Origin of the sequence: Bradyrhizobium sp. (assembly GCF_035652035.1) — a bacterium.
Taxonomy (GTDB): domain Bacteria; phylum Pseudomonadota; class Alphaproteobacteria; order Rhizobiales; family Xanthobacteraceae; genus Bradyrhizobium.
The window spans coordinates 145835-162589 of the sequence record NZ_DASREO010000015.1; the positions used below are offsets into that span (position 1 = coordinate 145835).

At 64.4% G+C, this 16755-nt stretch carries 15 protein-coding genes; 7 read left to right on the plus strand and 8 right to left on the minus strand.

The features are described from left to right. Positions 1-2 precede the first annotated feature (2 nt). Together VFB05_RS05615 and VFB05_RS05620 are read right to left on the minus strand one after the other, a co-directional pair. Entirely contained in the window at positions 3-980 is a 978-nt protein-coding gene (locus VFB05_RS05615) for an ABC transporter permease (RefSeq protein ID WP_325009700.1), read from the minus strand. Positions 981-1004: 24 nt separating this feature from the next. Continuing rightward, a complete protein-coding gene (locus VFB05_RS05620) occupies positions 1005-2621 on the minus strand; it encodes an ABC transporter substrate-binding protein (RefSeq protein ID WP_325009702.1) in 1617 nt (538 codons plus the stop codon). Between the two features lie 211 nt (positions 2622-2832). Here VFB05_RS05620 and bluB point away from each other — a divergent pair, with 211 nt between their 5' ends. Together bluB and VFB05_RS05630 are read left to right on the plus strand one after the other, a co-directional pair. Beyond that, on the plus strand, positions 2833-3489 hold the full coding sequence (bluB, locus tag VFB05_RS05625; RefSeq protein WP_325009704.1) for a 5,6-dimethylbenzimidazole synthase: 657 nt from the start codon (positions 2833-2835) through the stop codon (positions 3487-3489). Between the two features lie 190 nt (positions 3490-3679). Then, complete coding sequence (locus tag VFB05_RS05630; protein ID WP_325009706.1) at positions 3680-5260, plus strand: alkaline phosphatase family protein; 1581 nt, start codon at positions 3680-3682, stop codon at positions 5258-5260. A 129-nt stretch (positions 5261-5389) separates the two neighbouring features. Here the strand turns inward: VFB05_RS05630 and VFB05_RS05635 are convergent, their stop codons facing one another. The 3 genes from VFB05_RS05635 to VFB05_RS05645 form a co-directional block, all read right to left on the minus strand. Then, positions 5390-6895, minus strand: coding sequence for an ATP-binding protein (locus tag VFB05_RS05635; protein ID WP_325009708.1), 1506 nt, complete (start codon positions 6893-6895; stop codon positions 5390-5392). Positions 6896-7084: 189 nt separating this feature from the next. Continuing rightward, positions 7085-7333, minus strand: coding sequence for a hypothetical protein (locus VFB05_RS05640; protein WP_325009710.1), 249 nt, complete (start codon positions 7331-7333; stop codon positions 7085-7087). Positions 7334-7476: 143 nt separating this feature from the next. Continuing rightward, a complete protein-coding gene (locus VFB05_RS05645) occupies positions 7477-7632 on the minus strand; it encodes a hypothetical protein (RefSeq protein WP_325009712.1) in 156 nt (51 codons plus the stop codon). On the opposite strand from VFB05_RS05645, the gene VFB05_RS05650 reads away from it, so the two are divergent. From VFB05_RS05650 to uraD, 4 genes are all read left to right on the plus strand, one after another. After that, the gene (locus VFB05_RS05650) at positions 7631-7897 is read left to right on the plus strand and encodes a hypothetical protein (RefSeq protein WP_325009714.1); all 267 of its coding nucleotides are present in this window, start codon (positions 7631-7633) and stop codon (positions 7895-7897) included. The two genes, VFB05_RS05645 and VFB05_RS05650, sit on opposite strands and share 2 nt — an antisense overlap. A gap of 112 nt (positions 7898-8009) precedes the next feature. Next, a complete protein-coding gene (locus VFB05_RS05655; protein ID WP_325009716.1) occupies positions 8010-8423 on the plus strand; it encodes a DUF3830 family protein in 414 nt (137 codons plus the stop codon). After that, positions 8423-9358, plus strand: coding sequence for an allantoinase PuuE (puuE, locus tag VFB05_RS05660; RefSeq protein WP_325009718.1), 936 nt, complete (start codon positions 8423-8425; stop codon positions 9356-9358). Before VFB05_RS05655 ends, puuE begins: the two co-directional genes overlap by 1 nt. A 3-nt stretch (positions 9359-9361) precedes the next feature. Next, positions 9362-10249 (plus strand): 2-oxo-4-hydroxy-4-carboxy-5-ureidoimidazoline decarboxylase, encoded by an 888-nt coding sequence (uraD, locus tag VFB05_RS05665; RefSeq protein ID WP_325009720.1) that lies wholly within the window; start codon positions 9362-9364, stop codon positions 10247-10249. Between the two features lie 177 nt (positions 10250-10426). Here uraD and VFB05_RS05670 read toward each other — a convergent pair whose 3' ends face one another. Beyond that, positions 10427-13156 carry a molybdopterin-dependent oxidoreductase gene (locus VFB05_RS05670; protein ID WP_325009723.1) on the minus strand — a complete coding sequence of 910 codons (2730 nt, stop codon included), beginning with the start codon at positions 13154-13156 and terminating at the stop codon, positions 10427-10429. Further along, entirely contained in the window at positions 13153-13983 is an 831-nt protein-coding gene (locus tag VFB05_RS05675; RefSeq protein ID WP_325009725.1) for an FAD binding domain-containing protein, read from the minus strand. The genes VFB05_RS05670 and VFB05_RS05675 overlap by 4 nt, the downstream gene beginning before the upstream one ends. Positions 13984-14215: 232 nt before the next feature. On the opposite strand from VFB05_RS05675, the gene VFB05_RS05680 reads away from it, so the two are divergent. Further along, on the plus strand, positions 14216-15565 hold the full coding sequence (locus VFB05_RS05680; protein WP_325009727.1) for an 8-oxoguanine deaminase: 1350 nt from the start codon (positions 14216-14218) through the stop codon (positions 15563-15565). 84 nt (positions 15566-15649) lie between these two features. On the opposite strand, the gene VFB05_RS05685 is transcribed toward VFB05_RS05680, so the two are convergent. Continuing rightward, positions 15650-16726: a BMP family ABC transporter substrate-binding protein gene (locus VFB05_RS05685; RefSeq protein WP_325009729.1), complete on the minus strand. Its 1077-nt coding sequence runs from the start codon at positions 16724-16726 to the stop codon at positions 15650-15652. Between the last annotated feature and the right edge of the window lie 29 nt (positions 16727-16755).

A 16755-nucleotide genomic window follows, 5' to 3' on the forward strand; every position in this document is an offset into this window, starting at 1 on the left:
CGTCAGCTCTCTACGCTGATGCGCGGATCGAGCCGCGCATAGATGAGATCGACGATGAAGTTTACGGCGATGACCAGGAGCGCGGAAACGAAGACGATGCCAAGCAGCGTGTTGAGGTCACGCTGCACGACCGATTCATAGGCGAGCCGTCCAAGCCCCGGCAGCGAGAATACGCTTTCGACCACGACCGAGCCGCCCAGCATCGTGCCAGCCTGCAGGCCGATCAGCGTCACCATGGGCAGCAGCGCATTGCGCAGCACATGGCGGATGATCACGCCGGTCTCGTCAAGGCCCTTGGCGCGCGCGGTGCGGACATAGTCGAGATTGAGCACCTCCAGCATCGAGGCGCGCATGATGCGGAGATAGATGGCAAGGAAGATCAGCCCGAGCGTCAGTGCGGGCAGGATGAGATGGCGCGCAATGTCGAGCACGTGCCAGATGCCGGTCTGGACATTGCCGATATCCTCGAAGCCGCCCGGCGGCAGCCATTGCAGATAGATCGAGAACACCACGATCGCCATCAGGCCGAACCAGAACGAGGGCGTGGCATAGCAGATCAGGCCAAGCGTCGAGATCAGGGTGTCAGGCCATTTATTGACGCCGCGCGCGGCGATCACGCCGAACACCAGGCCGAAGAAGAACGCGAACGACAACGCCGATGTCATGAGCAGCAGCGTCGGCGGCAGCCGCTCCAGGATCACGGTCGCCACCGGCTTGCCGTAGATGGCGGAGAAGCCGAGATCGAGCCGCACCAGCCGCCACAGGTAATTGCCGAGTTGCACCGGAATCGAGAGATCAAGCCCGTAGAAATGGCGCAGCGCCTGCGCGGTCGCGGCATCGCCGCCGCCCATCTGCGCCATCATGGCATCGACGGTGTCGCCCGGCGCGAACTGCAGCAGCAGGAACACGCCGATCAGGATCAGGAACAAGGTCGGTATCGAGGCAGCGAGCCGCCGCCCCGCAAGGCTCAAGATGCGCATGGCCTCATCTTGGCTGATCTGGCGTCACGCGGAAAGCCAAAGATCGTGCCAGCTCGAGGAGCCCCAGCGTGGGGTGTTGGAATGGTTGCGCGCCTTGGCGGTGATCACGGTGACGAAGATCTGCTCGATCGGCATCCAGACCGGCAGCTCCGTATTCACCTCCTTGACGAACTCGGCGTAAAGCGCCTTGCGCTTCACGGGGTCGATTTCGGTCGCGGCATCGTCGATGGTCTTGTCGACCTTGGTGTCCTCCCAGCCCCATTGATTGGTCCAGGGCGCGCCCGCGGGCTGGCCGGAGCGATACCATACCGTGGTCGAGATCGCGGGATCGTTGCGATACTGGTGCCAGCCGGTGGCGAGATCGAAGGCGTGGTCGGCATAGACCTGCTTGAGGAAGCCGCCGCCATCGTTGCGGACGATGTCGATCGTGATCCCCACCTCCGAGAGCGACTGCTGAATGAAGGTCGACCACAGCGAGATGTCCTCGCCCCAGGGCGCCGGCAACAATTTTAGCGAGAAGCGCGTGCCGTCGGCACCGCGCTTGAAGCCGGCCTCGTCCAACAGCGCCACCGCCTTGCCCTTGTCGTAGGGATATTGCGGCGTGTCCGGTCCCGGATAGAAATCGGTCGAGGTCGAAGGAATCGGCCCGGTGCCGATCTTGGCGAAATCGCCCAGGAAGTTGTCGATGAAGAAGGGCGCGTTAATCGCGTGCGCAATTGCGCGGCGAACCCGGATGTCCGCCAGTTCCTTGCGGCGGAAGTTGAACTCGACGGTATTGGTGCGCGCGTTGCCTTCATTGCCCTTGGTGGTGACGATGAAGCGCTTGTCCTTGCCAAGCCGGGCCATGTCCGAGATGGTCAGGCCCGAGAACGGGCTGTAGTGCAACTCGCCTGCTTCCATCTGCGCCGCAGCCGCCGCACGGTCGGTGATCACACGCCAGACGATGCGGTCGAGATAGGGCGCGCCGCTCCGCCAGTAGTCGGGATTGCGGTCGGCGATCACATATTGCCCGCGCTCATACTTGACGAATTTGAACGGGCCGGTGCCGACCGGGGCGAGATTGGCCGGGTTCTGCCTGATGTCACCGCTCTCGTAGATGTGCTTCGCCGAGATATAGCCGAGGTCGGGCAGCGCGCGCAGCAGAAGGTTCAGCGGCATCGGCCGCTCGTAGCGGAAGATCGCGGTCTGCGCATCGGGCGTGTCGACGGCGGTCAGGAACAACTGCAGCGTCGAGCCGTAATTGAGGATCTTCTTCCACATGTTCATGGCGGTGAACTCGACGTCCGCCGAGGTGAAGGGCTTGCCGTCGTGCCAGCTGATGCCCTTGCGCAGCTTGAAGGTGATGGTCTTGCCATCGAGCGAGGCTTCCCAGCTCTCGGCGAGCACGCCCACCGGCTTGCCGTCGGCATCGAGATCGACCAGGTTCTCCTGGATCTTGCCGCCGATGATGTAGACGCCGGTCGAGGCTTGCAGGCTCGGATTGAGCTGCCGCTGTTCGGCACCATAGTGCACGTTGAACACGCCGCCCTTGCGCGGCGCTTCCTGCGCGAACGCGCGCATGGGATTGACGACGTTGGCGGCAATCGCGGCCGAGGTGAGGAGCGCCGTGCGGCGGCTGATTTCGAGGCGCGTCAAATCCATGGAGTTTTGTAACCTCTCTTGGCAGGGCGTGTGGACAGCAACGTGCGGCCGGCAGCGGGCCTTCGCGCAGGTCGTCCGGCGCAATGTACGATGGACAGAAAATCGAGTCATTTTCTTATTCTCGGCAAGGCGCCAAAATTTGCTTCCAATCGGCCGGTTGGAGGGCGCTTTTGCTGTTGGGTGCCAAGTCCATTGTGCTAATACGCAGGCCATGACGCGCCAAAGCAAATCGCGGCCGCCGGAGTTCGATGCGGCCTTCCGGGCGCAATTCGCCGAGCTCGTACGCTGGCGGCGCGACGTGCGTCGGTTTCGCGCCGACCCGGTCGACTCGACGTTGCTGGAGAGGCTGCTCGCGCTCGCTGCTTGTGCGCCATCGGTCGGCTTGAGCGAGCCCTGGCGCTTCGTGCTGGTCGAAAGCCCGGCGCGACGGCTTGCGATCCGCGACAACTTTTCGCAAGCCAATAAAGCGGCGCTCGAAGGTTATGGCAGCGAGCGGCAGGCGCGCTATGCCAAGCTCAAGCTGGAGGGATTGGCGCAGGCGCCGATCCATCTCGCGGTCTGCGCGGACGAGACCACGGGGCAAGGACACGGCCTCGGGCGGCAGACCATGCCGGAAACGATCCGCTATTCGGTGGTCGCCGCCATCCAGACCTTGTGGCTTGCCGCGCGTGCCGAGGGGCTCGGTTTGGGGTGGATTTCGATCCTCGATCCTGACGCAGTGAGATCAGCCCTCGACCTGCCGCCGGAGTGGACCTTCATTGCCTATCTCTGCCTGGGCTGGCCGGAAGAGGAGCACGACGATCCCGAGCTCGAGCGTCATGGCTGGCAGGAGCGTTGTGAAGGTCCCGTGGAGCCGCTCAAGCGATAGACGGCCTCCATTTGCGCAAGGCTTATCTTGTTTGCAGCAAGCTCCTGTTGTCGCCTCGTCAAATCGACGATGTCCTGAGCGGGCCGGGGCGGTCATGACACCATCATCGCAGCATCATCGCGCGTTCACATGACCGTCGCGCTGGCCGCGGTATGGGAGAGGCCCTGTTTCAATTTGGAGGGCTTCGATAATGATAAAATTTGGCAAACTCGCAATCGCAGCGCTGCTGGCCTCGACTGCGCTCAACCCCGCGGCGCAGGCGAAGGAAGTTTTCAAGCACGTCCTTCTGATCAGCGTCGACGGCATGCATGAGGTCGACCTGCAGCGTTATGTCAAGGGCCACCCGAGCTCGACCTTCGCCTACCTGGTCAAGCACGGTTTGAATTACACCAATGCTCATACCTCTCTCCCCTCCGATTCCTTTCCAGGGCTGCTGGCGTTCATGACCGGCGCTTCGCCGAAGACGCATGGCGTGTTCTATGACGATACCTACGACCACACCCTGTTTCCGCCCGGCAGCAACTGCGTCGGCAACCCCGGCACCGAGGCGACCTATTTCGAGGCGCTCGATTATGATCTGAACAAGCTCGACGGCGGCGGACCTGCCGGCTCCGATCACATCGATCCCGCGAACCTGCCGATGCGCCTGACCAACGGCCGCTGCGATGTGGTGTATCCGCACCAATACCTGAAGAACGACACCACGAGCATCATGGAAGTCATCCATGCGGCCGGCATGCGCACGGCGTGGTCTGACAAGCACCCGGCCTATGAGATCATCAGCGGCCCCTCCGGCAAGGGTCTCGATGAGCTCTATGCGCCCGAGATCAATTCCACCACTGTGCTATCGGTCGCGCCTCAACTGGTCCCGACGCCCCAGGCGGGCGACGATTGGACCGTGAATCCGGTCTACACGCGCTTCTATGACAATCTCAAGGTCACCGCTGTCCTGAACTGGATCGACGGCTTTGATCACACCGGCACGACGACGGTCGGCGTGCCCGCGATCTTCGGCATGAACTTCCAGGCCGTCAGCGTCGGAGAGAAGGTCACGGCGGACGGCTATACGGATGCCAACGCCACGCCGAGCGCGGAGCTGGAGAAGTCGCTCGACTTCGTCGACAACTCCCTTGGCAAGATGCTGACCGAGCTGCAAAAGCACGGTCTGTTGCACAGCACGCTGGTCATCGTCGGCGCCAAGCATGGCCAGTCGCCGATCGACGTGAGCCAGCTCCACATGCTGAAGGGCAGCACCAATCCGCGGCTGTTGCCCGGCCATGCCGATGTTGTCGATCCGGTCGATCTGTTGACCGCCGGCGGCGTCACCGTGGCGCAGGAAACTGCCGACGACGTTTCGCTGATCTGGCTTGCGGATCAGACCCAGGTCCAGAAGGCCGTCATCATCCTCGAGAACGACAAGGTTCTCAACAACCAGGCCCGGATCCAGACGATCTACTCCGGCGCCGCGCTGAAGCAGCAGTTCGGCAACCCGGCCCAGGGCCGCACGCCTGACATCATCATCCAGCCGATCCATGGCACGATCTACAGCAAGAGCTCCAGCAAGGTCGCAGAGCATGGCGGCTTCAGCAACGACGACACCCACGTCCTGCTGGTCGCCTCCAACCCTGGCATCGAAGGCGGCGTGATCAGCGATGAGGTGCAGAACAAGCAGGTCGCGCCGACGATCCTGCGCGCACTCGGCCTTGACGCCACCAAGCTGAAGGGCGCTCAGGCCGAAGGCACCATGCCGCTGCCCGGTTTCGAGCACTAAGCTCGCAGCGCTCACGAAGAAACTTGCCGACGGCGCCCGGATCCATCCGGGCGCCGTTTCTTTTGAGCGTTTTCGAGCGAAGCGGAGGCCAGTTCGCGTGAAGAAAACGCGCCAAATCAAGAATCGACTCTAGGCTGCGCCCTGACTTTGCTCGGCGCCCAGGTCCTCGGCATTGGGATCGCCCGGCGCGGTCGCCCAGGCGAGTTCGACCAAGGTCACGATCCTGCGGCCCGCGCGGTCGAGCTGGCATACGATCAGGCCCTGCTCCTCGATATAGTTGAGCAGACGCTGCGCACGGCGAAGCGAATGTGAGCCATAGGCGCGGGCGATCGCCGCATCGCCCGGGCACGGCCAGCCTTCCTTGGCCGCACGCGCGATCATCATGAAGACGCCCTGCATATCCTCAGGCAGGATCGAGGCACGGACGGAGACCTCCTGCCAGGCGTCATCCACCGCGAGATCCGAGCCAAGCCCGGCGCGGGCGTGCGTCAGCATGCGACGGAACTCGCCGAGATCAGGCACCGCCGCGCCAAAACCTTCGATGCGGCAGCGGACCACGAACTCCTGATAGAGCACGCCGATGGCGCGGAAGCTCGCGTCGGGTTCTGCCATGACGGCGCGCAGCACACGGTCCATGCGCTCACGCCGCTCCGCGAGCTGCTCGGCGCTCGGCGGCGGCTCGGCCGGATCAGGGCCGGTCTCCAGCGCCGCCGACTTCGCCGCCATGAGCTGGTTGAGGAGATCAGGCGACGGCCGGCGGGCAGGGCGCGGCGTCTCGGGTGGCGGCGCTGCCAGGATGATGGCGCGGGCGTCCTCCGGGCTTGCTTCCGGCAACGGCAGAAGTCGTGGGATCGCATTGCGCGGAGTGGTATCGGTCGGACCGATGCGCAAGCCGAGCGGACGGCGGGAGAGAGCAGGGCCCAGCGCCATGAATTGCCCCCGTTCCAGGTCGCGGAAGGCATCCGCCTGGCGCCGCTCCATGCCGAGCAGATCGGCGGCGCGGGCCATGTCGATATCCAGGAAGGTGCGGCCCATCAGGAAGTTCGACGCCTCGGCGGCGACATTCTTGGCGAGCTTCGCCAGCCGCTGGGTTGCGATCACGCCCGCAAGGCCACGCTTGCGGCCGCGGCACATCAGGTTGGTCATGGCGCCAAGTGAGAGCTTGCGTGCCTCGTCGGAAACGTCGCCCGCGACCGCCGGCGCGAACAGCTGCGCCTCGTCCACCACCACCAGCATCGGATACCAGTGGTCGCGGCCGACCTCGAACAAGCCGCCCAGGAAGGCGGCCGCCCGCCGCATCTGGTTCTCGGCGTCGAGCCCCTCGAGATTAAGCACCGTGGAGACGCGATGGATGCGCGCCCGCTCGCCCGCGACCTGCAGGCTACGCTCGGTGTGGTCCTCGGCATCAATGACAAGATGGCCGAAACGCTCGGCCAGGGTGACGAAGTCGCCCTCGGGATCGATGATCGCCTGCTGCACCCAACTGGCGCTCTGCTCCAGCAGTCGCCGCAACAAATGGGATTTGCCGCTTCCCGAATTGCCCTGCACGAGCAAGCGGGTTGCCAGCAATTCCTCAAGGTCGAGAACCGCCGGGCCGCCTGCCGTCGTGTGTCCCATCTCGATCGCAACGGCCATCGCCCGACTCAAACTTCTCACTTTGCGGGGCAGGGCTTAGCAATCTGATCGCAGCCAATCTACGCGCCGGAGAAGGAATTGCGGATTATCCACGGCCCTGTCCACGGCTGCAGTTCCATCGAAACATCCCGTCGTCCCGGCTCTGCGGCCGGGACGACATTGCCGACAGCGGCTGAGGCCGCGCTCAGTCTATTGCCCCGCCGGTGCGGAGATCGCGCCGCCTTCGAGGCGCGAGGCCCAATAGCTGTAGTCCTGGTACGGGGAGGACCAGGCATAGGAGTCAAGGGCACGATAGGCGTAAGGATCGGCAAACGGCTCGGTCGCGACCGGCGCGGTGCGATACGTGCGGACATGATACCGCTCATGTGCGGTTGCCGCAGCTGTGGTCGCGCCGGCCAGCACGACAGAGGCCAGAACTGTCAGTACGGTCTTCTTCATTGTGTGTTCTCCCGGATTCGCGCGCGCGATCCGCGGGTCTGGAAGACGGGCGCGGATGAGCATGCGCTTGAGTGGGAGATGGGGACACGCACTGACGAATCTCACGCCATCCTGCATCACGAAGCGGCGAGCAAATTTGTTGGTCAGGCACCCATTTCGGTTAAATATTCGGCATTCAGGGCGCGCCTGCTGATGGACTTCGCTGGCGCGATCCGGTTCAATGCCGGGAACTTGGATTTGTGGGCGAAATCAATGAAGAAATTGCCGCTGGCACTGCTGCTGATGACATCTTTGACCATGGCCGTTCCAGCCTCGGCGCAGACGAGATTGACGCCCAAAGCAGCCACGGCTGCCCGCGTCGACAATTGCGCGCCGATCGGCCGCACCGCCAATGGCGAGCTTGTCTATTCCATGAAGTGCGACAACATCCCCGCGCCACCGCCACCGGCAGCCACACCTCCGCAGGCCGAAGCCAAGCCCGCGCCGGCGGCACCCCCGCCGGAGCAGGAGACCCAGCGCACCGGGCTTTTCGGCTGGTCCTTCGACCGACGGCAGGATCAATAGGAGCTGCCAACAGAGACTGCCCGGAATGGGTCCTTGCGTCCGCTGAGGAAGCGCTGCAATGGATACCGCAGTTGACATTGTCGACCACGAGAACGAGCTAACAGAGCGATCCATGAGCCAAATGATTATCCGCGCCGGCGATTTCACCTTCGATGCCCGCTTTGAGGAGCAGCTGGCGCCCAAGACCTGCGCCGCTTTCAAGAAGCACATGCCGTTCGAGAGCCAGGTGATCCATGTGCGCTGGAGCGGCGAGGGCGTGTGGATGCCGCTCGGCGACCTCGATTTCGGCGTCACCTACGAGAACCACACCAGCTATCCCGCGCCGGGCCAGATCATCCTCTATCCCGGCGGCATCAGTGAGACCGAGATCCTGCTCGCCTATGGCGGCGTGCATTTCGCCAGCAAGATGGGCCAGCTCGCCGGCAATCATTTCATCACGCTGACCTCGGGGCTGGAGAATCTTCCCGCGCTGGGCAAGACCGTGCTGTGGCAGGGCGCGCAGAAGATCCGCTTCGAGATGGTGTGATGGCGGACGCCCCGTATCCTCGCGACCTGCGCGGCTACGGCCGCAATCCGCCGCATCCGCACTGGCCCGGCAGCGCCCGCGTCGCCGTGCAGTTCGTGGTGAATTTCGAGGAAGGCGGCGAGAACAACATCCTGCATGGCGATGCGGCGTCGGAGGCCTTCCTGTCCGACGTGCTGGGCACGCAGCCTTGGCCGGGAAAGCGCCATGCCAATATCGAGTCGATGTTCGAATACGGCTCGCGCGCAGGCTTCTGGCGATTGTGGCGGATCTTCACCGAGCGCGGGCTTCCGACGACCGTGTTTGGTGTGGCGACCGCGCTGAAGCGCAATCCCGAAGTCGTGGCCGCGATGAAGGAGGCTTCCTGGGACATCGCCAGCCACGGCCTGAAATGGATCGAGCACAAGGACATGTCGGAAGCGCGCGAGCGCGCGGAGATTGCCGAGGCCATCCGCGTCCACACCGAGGCGACCGGCGAGCGCCCGCGCGGCTGGTACACCGGCCGTTCCACTATCAACACCAATCGCCTGCTGATGGAGGCCGGCGGTCTGATGTATCTCTGCGATTCCTATGCCGACGATCTGCCCTACTGGATCAAGGGCCCGACCGCGCCGCAGCTGATCATCCCCTATACGCTCGATGCCAACGACATGCGCTTCATCAACGCACAAGGGTTCGGCGGGGGCGACGAGTTCTTCACCTATCTGAAGGACAGCTTTGACGTGCTCTACGCCGAGGGCGAGACCCAGCCCAAGATGATGTCGGTCGGTCTGCATTGCCGCGTGGTCGGCCGACCCGGCCGTGCCGCATCGCTGATGCGCTTTCTCGATTACATCGGCAAGCACGACCGGGTCTGGGTGCCGACGCGGCTACAAATCGCCGAGCACTGGCACGCAAAGCTCGCCCATCTTGCCGAAGGCGCATTCGATATCGGATAGCTCATGTCGCAGATCCCGCTTTCGGAATTGAACGCCGCCGGCAAGACCGATTTCGTCGCGAAGCTAGCCAACGTCTTCGAATATTCGCCGTGGATTGCCGAGCAGGCCGCCTCCTTCAGGCCGTTTGCCGGCATCGTGCAGCTGTTCGATGCTATGAAGGCAGCCGTTGATCACGCGCCGCCGGAGCTCAAGCTCGCACTGATCAAGGCCCATCCCGATCTCGCCGACAAGACCCAGCGCGCGGCGGGGCTCACTGCGGAATCCAGCGCCGAGCAGAACAGCGCAGGCCTCGATCGCCTGTCGGACGCCGAGTATGAGGCGTTCGAGCGCGTCAACAATGCCTACCGCGCCAAGTTCGGCTTCCCCTATATTGTCTGCGTGCGCCGCCAGACCAAGGAATCCATCCTGCGCGATTTCGAGCTCCGCCTGCCGAACGATACCGGGACCGAGATGCAGCGCTCGATCGACGAGATCTTCCGCATTGCCGCGCTGCGCCTCGACCAGCTGGTGGGCGCCGACGACCGCTTGAAGGTGCACGGCCGGCTCTCGACCCATGTGCTCGACAATCACAACGGCAAGCCGGCGCCCGGCATCGAGCTCGTCCTGACGGAATTGTCCGAGCTCGGCCTTTCCCGCGTGGTCACGCGCGCGATCACCAATTCCGACGGCCGCACCGATGCGCCCCTGATCGGCGGCCGGCCAGTGCCGATCGGCCGCTATGAGCTGAGATTTTCCGTCGGCAAGTACTTCGCGTCCCGCGGCGTGCCGATGGCCGATCCACCTTTCCTCGACGACATCCCGCTGCGCTTTGCCGTGAGCGAGCCGGAAGGCCATCTCCATGTGCCGCTGCTCGTCACCCCCTGGAGCTACGCGACATATCGGGGGAGCTGAGATCGTGCTTCCTACACCTCTCCCCAGCGGGGAGAGGTCGGATTGCGCGGAGCGCAATCCGGGTGAGGGGCTGCAGGTCTCACGAGGGACCATAACCCCTCACCCGGATCGCATCTTTCGATGCGCTCCCACCTCTCCCTTCGGGAGAGGTGAAACATGCGGCCACGACCGTCATGATCACGTCGTCTCGCCGAACTTCTCCTTGAGCTGCGGAAACAGCCGGTCCGGCTTGAACGGCACCTCTGTGAAGCGAATGCCGGTGGCATTGGCGATGGCATTGCCGAGTGCGGCAGCAACCGGATTGTACGGGCTCTCGCTCATCGACTTCGCGCCCATCGGCCCGATCGTATCGTAGGTGTCGGCGAACAGCACCTCGGTGCGCGGCACGTCGGCAAATTGCGGCAGGTGATAGTCGCGGAAGCGCGGGTTGATGATCCGGCCGCCCTGGTCGACGATCATCTCCTCGTACAGCGCAGCCCCAAGCGACTGCGCCACGCCGCCCTCGACCTGGCCGCGGCACTGCATGGGATTGGCGACGCGGCCGGCATCGGCCGCCTGCACGCTCTTGAGAATCCTGAGCTGTCCGGTGCCCTTGTTCACCGCGACGCGAAACCCCTGCACATTGAAGGCAACCGAACGCGGCGTGCCGCCGGAATTGCCGGTGGCCGCAAGCCTCACGCCCTGCTGGCGTGCGATTGCCGCCAGCGCAGCATAGGTGAGCCGCTTGGCGCCGCAGACCGCGGATTCGGTCTCGAGCTTGCAGGTCGCAACATCGGCTCCCACTGCTGCCGCAGCAAACGCCTTCAATTCGCTAGCCAGCATCTCCGCCGCGTGCTGGGTCGCAAGCCCAGCGACGAAAGTGCCGGTCGAGCCGTAGGCGCCGGTGTCATGGCCGCCATTGGCCGTGTCGGACTGCCGCAGGCGGATGTGATCGACGGTCGTCGCCAGCGCCGACGCCGCGATCTGGCGATGCACCGTGCTGGTGCCATTGCCGAACTCCGCCGTGCCGACCACGAGATCGAAGGTGCCGTCGTCGTTGAGTGCTATGGTCGTGTCCGCGATATGTCCGTCCGGCGGCACGGTGTCGATCATGGTGAGCGCAATGCCTTCGCCGATCAGCCAGTCCGGCGGGAGATCGGCATTCGGCGTCTCCGCCTGCATCGCGCGCTCGACCAGGTCGAGGCACTGGTCGAGGCCATAGGAGCCGTAGAGCACATCGCTCTCGCCATAGCCTTGCGGCGACAGCATGGCATCGCCGGGCTTCACCACGTTGCGCCGGCGCATGTCATAAGGGCTGATGCCGAGCTGTTTCGCCAGTTCGTCGATCGCAGCTTCGACCGCGAACAAGGTTTGCGGCAGCCCGTAGCCGCGGAAGGCGCCTGACGGCACCGTGTTGGTGTAGGCGACGACGGCATCGACCTTCTTGTTCGGGCAGTTGTACACGCCGATGCTTTCGCCGCAGGCGTGGAACAGCACGGGGCCGGCATGATTGCCGTACGCGCCGGTATTGGAGAGCACGTCGAGATGGAGCGCGGTTAGCTTGCCGTCCTTGTCGGCACCGGCCTTGACGGTGACGCGCATCGGATGCCGCGTCGAGGTCGCGATGAACTGCTCTTCGCGGGTCAATTCGAGCTTCACCGGTCGGCCCGTCTTCAGCGCGGCCAGCGCCAGAATGTCCTCGACGAACATCTCCTGCTTGCCGCCGAACCCGCCGCCGACGCGCTCGCAGAATACGCGCACTTTTTCGGGCGCGAGACCAAAGATTTCGGTGAGCGCGCGCCGGGTCAGGAACGGGACCTGCGTGCTCGAGCGCACGGTCAGGACGCCGTCGTCGCCGACCCAGGCGAGGCCGCCATGCGTCTCCAGCGCGGCGTGCTGGACGCGCTGGGTGGTGAAGGTGCCCTCGAACGTCGCCGCGGAATTGGCGAGCGCCGTCGCGACGTCGCCGAACTCGCCATGCGCTTCGGCCACGATGTTGCGCGCCGCGTTGGCGACACGTTGCTCCGTGGTCCGGGCGGGATGGATCACCGGCGCGCCCGGCGCGACAGCCTGCGCAGGATCGAATACGGCAGGCAGGATCTCGTAATCGATGTCCAGCTTGCGGACGGCTTCCTCCGCTGCCGCTTCGGTCTCCGCGAGCACGGCCGCGATCCGCTGCCCGATGAAGCGGACGACGCGATCCAGCACGAGCGTATCGTCCGGGTCCATCCAGGCCTTCTCATGTCGCGCGGTGGAGAACAGACGGCTAGGGGAGTCCTCGTAAGTCAGCACCGCGACGACACCGGGGACGCTCAGCGCGGCCGTCTTGTCGATCGACTTGATCCTGGCATGCGGATGCGGCGAGCGCGCGAGCTTGATATGAAGCAGGCCATCGATATCGGTGTCGAAGGTGTAGCGCGCTGCCCCTCGCACCACCAGCGGGCCGGCAGGCGCGGGGAGGCTGCGGCCGAATGCTTCGCCGGCTGCGACCTCCTCGATATTGGTCTTGCCGTCGAGCGCATCCTCGATCGCGCGATAGCCGGTGCAGCGGCAGATGTTGCCCTTCAGCGCTGCGCCGAGATCCTGGCGCTGCGCCTGGTTCAGCGACGCGCAGGTCAGGATCATGCCGGCCGTGCAGAAGCCGCACTGGAAGCCCTGCGCGTCGAGGAACGCCTGCTGCATCGGATGCACTTTGCCATCGGAGCCAAGGCCCTCGATGGTCGTCACCGCATGCCCTTCGGCGCGAAACGCCGGAATGAGACAGCTGTGCACCGGCTCGCCATCGAGCAGCACGGTGCAGGCGCCGCAATCGCCGGCGTCGCAGCCCTTCTTCACGCCGAAATGGCCGAGTTCGCGCAGGAAGGTGCGCAGGCATTGGCCCGCGCGCGGTGTTTGCGAAAACGCCTTGCCGTTGATCTCAAAACTCATGGCCGCGCTCCCGCGCTGGAGATCTCGGACCGGATCTCTTCGGCGAGCCGCAGCGTCATATGCTTGCGCCAGAACGGCTTGCCATGGATGTCGTCGTGGTAGTCGGCCTCGCCAATCCCTTGCAGGATCGCCTCGCGCAATTCGTGCGGTCCGGGCATCGTGCCGAATGCGAGGCGCACCGGCCGCTTGGTGGATGCGGTCACCGTCAGCAGCAGGCCGCCCTCGGCGGTGACGCTGCCGATCAACAGCGCGGCCGAGCGGCCGACCGGCGTGAGCGAGATCTGGCGGAACGCCGAGCGCCGCTTCAATGCGGCGAGCGGGATGTCGATCTGCCTCAGCAGCTCGCCTCTCGCGAGCACATTGCGCTGGTTGCCGGTGACGAAGTCGAGCACGGCGACCTTGCGCTCGCTGCCGTCAGTGCCCCAGATGGTGCAGACGCCGTCGAGCGCCGATGTCAGCGAGATCATCGGGCCGGCCGGCAGCGACATGCAGAGATTGCCCCCGACGGTTGCCGTCTTCCAGATCTTGAAGGAGGCGAGGAAGGCCCGGCAGCATTGGTTGATCAGCGGGGCCGCCAGCCAATCAGGCGGGCAGGCCAGCGCATCGAGCTGCGCGATGGTGCAGGTTGCGGCGATCGACAGGCCCTCGGCGGTGATCGAAAGCGGCGGCCATTTCAGGTCGGCGAGGTCGATCAGCCGGGTCAAATGGGCCTGTGGCTCCGAGAACAGCCAGGTCCCGCCGGCCAGCCACGCGTCGCCTGCCGTCCAAACGGGCAGCTCGCCCCGCGCCCGCGGTCGCGCGACCGCCTTGATCGTGTTCAAATCCATGGATAGTTCAGTGCTTTCAACCTGATGCTTCTGCTTGTAACAGTCTTGCAAGACCGGCGCCAATTCGAGGCTGGTCCTTGAATTGCAGGTGTAACGAACCATAGCGAGCAGCGCCGTCATTCCGGGGCGCCTCGAAGAGGCGAACCCGGACTCTCGAGATTCCGGGTTCGGTCCTTCGGACCGCCCCGGAATGACGGTGCTGGTTGGGCTTGAGGAAAAAGGATCTCGCGTGATGAACCAAACGCAAGCGATCTGGATCAAGGACCCCGTCGGCATTTTTGCCGACGGCGCCGAGCGCGGCGTTGTGGTGAAGGGCGGCAAGATCGTCGAGCTGGTCCCGGCCGGCGGCACGCCCACAGCTGCGGGCATGGCGACATTTGACGCCAGCCAGCATGTGGTGCTGCCCGGGCTCATCAACACCCATCACCACTTCTACCAGACGCTGACGCGCGCGCTGCCGGCGGCGATGGATCGCGAATTGTTTCCCTGGCTGCAGGCGCTCTATCCGGTTTGGGCGCGGCTGACGCCGGAACGGCTGGAGCTTGGCGTCACCGTGGCCATGTCCGAATTGCTCCTGTCCGGCTGCACCACCACGACCGATCATCACTATGTCTTCCCGTCCGGCCTCGAGGATGCCGTCGACATCGAGGTTGCGGTAGCAAAACGGCTCGGCATGCGCGTCTTGTTGACGCGCGGCTCGATGAACCGCTCGCAGCGGGACGGCGGCTTGCCGCCTGACAGTGTCGTGCAGGACGAAGATACCATCCTCGCCGATAGTGCGCGTGTCGTAGCAAAACATCACCAGCGCGGCGAGGAGGCAATGGTGCAGATCGCGCTGGCGCCATGCTCGCCATTTTCGGTGACGACCTCGTTGATGCGCAAGACCGCCGAGCTTGCCGAAAAGCTCGACGTCCGGCTGCATACCCATCTCGCGGAGACCGAGGACGAGAACAAATTCTGTGAGCAGATCCACAATTGCCGGCCGCTCGATTATCTCGAGCAATGCGGCTGGCTCAATTCCCGCACTTGGCTCGCGCATGGCATCTTCTTCAATGCCGCGGAGATGAAGCGGCTTGGGCGGGCGGGGACGACCATCAGTCATTGCGCCTGCAGCAACCAGCTGCTGGCGTCCGGCTGCTGCCCGGTCTGTGAGATGGAGGAGGCGGGCGTCGGCATCGGGCTTGGTGTCGACGGCTCCGCCTCAAACGACGCGTCCAATCTGATGCAGGAGGTGCGCGCGGCCTTCCTGCTGCAGCGGGCGCGTTACGGCGTGCTCAAGGTCAGCCACAAGGACGCGCTGCGCTGGGTGACCCGCGGCTCGGCGGCCTGCGTCGGCCGACCCGAACTTGGCGAGATCGCCGTCGGCAAGGCCGCGGACCTCGCGCTCTACAAGCTCGACGATTTGCGGTTCTCCGGCCATGGCGATCCCGTAGCCGCGGTGGTGCTGTGCGGCGCGCATCGCGCCGACCGGGTGATGGTGGCGGGCAAATGGGCCGTGATCGACGGCGCCATTCCCGGGCTCGATGTCCCCGAGCTGATCCGTCGCCACAGCGCCGCGGCGCGGGCGATGCAGGCGGGCTGACGGCGAGGAGCGGCACAAGCGAAAGGCCCGGACGTTGCCGTCCGGGCCTTTGCTCTTGGAGGAGAACCGCGCTGATGGTCCAGCTTACTTGCCCGGAATCTTGTCGTCGATACCCTTGACATAGAAATTCATGCCGAGGATCTGACCATCGGCCAGATGATCGCCGCCCTTGCATTCCACATCCGAGCCGTCCTGCGCCTTGATCGGGCACTTGAAGGGATTGAGCTTGCCGGCGGTGATCGCGGCCTGGGTGTCCTCGGCGAGCTTCTTCACGTCGTCGGGCATGTTGGTATAGGGCGCCATCTCGAACATCTTGCTGTCGAGCCCGCCCCAGGTGTCCGTTGATTTCCAGGTGCCGTCGAGCTCGGCCTTGACGCGGGCGATGTAGTAGGGGGCCCAGGTGTCCATGATCGACGTCAGCTGCGCTTTCGGGCCGAACTTGATCATCTCCGAGTCCTGGCCGAAGGCGAGCTTGCCGCGCTCGGCTGCGACCTGCATCGGCGCCGGTGAGTCGGTGTGCTGCATGATGATGTCGGCGCCCTGATCAAGCAGCGCCTTGGCCGCATCCGCTTCCTTGCCCGGGTCGAACCAGGAGTTCGCCCAGATGATCTTCACCTTGATGTTCGGGTTGATCGTCTGTGCGCCCAGCATGGTGGCGTTGATGCCGGAGATCACTTCCGGGATCGGGAACGAGCCGATATAGCCGAGCACGCCGGTCTTGGACATCTTCGCCGCGATGATGCCCTGGATGTAGCGGCCCTGGTACCATTTCGACGAATAGGTCGCCATGTTGGCTTCGCGCTTATAGCCGGTGGCGTGCTCGAAATGCACGTTGGGATATTTCTTCGCCACCTTCAGCGTCGGATCCATGTAGCCGAACGACGTCGTGAAGATCAGCTTGTTGCCGGCGCGGACGAGCTGCTCGATGGCGCGTTCGGCGTCGGGACCTTCGGGCACGTTTTCCAGATACGTGGTTTCGATCTTGTCGCCGAGCTCCTTCACCAGCGCCTGCCGCGCCAGCTCGTGCTGGTAGGTCCAGCCGAGATCGCCGACCGGGCCGAGATAGATGAAGCCGACCTTCAGCTTGTCGGCGGCGTGAGCCGCGCCAATACTGCCCGCAAGCAGAAGCGCAGCTGCGGCCGCAAAAATTGTTTTCCTCATGATCAATCTCCAAACGTTCGGGGTGAACC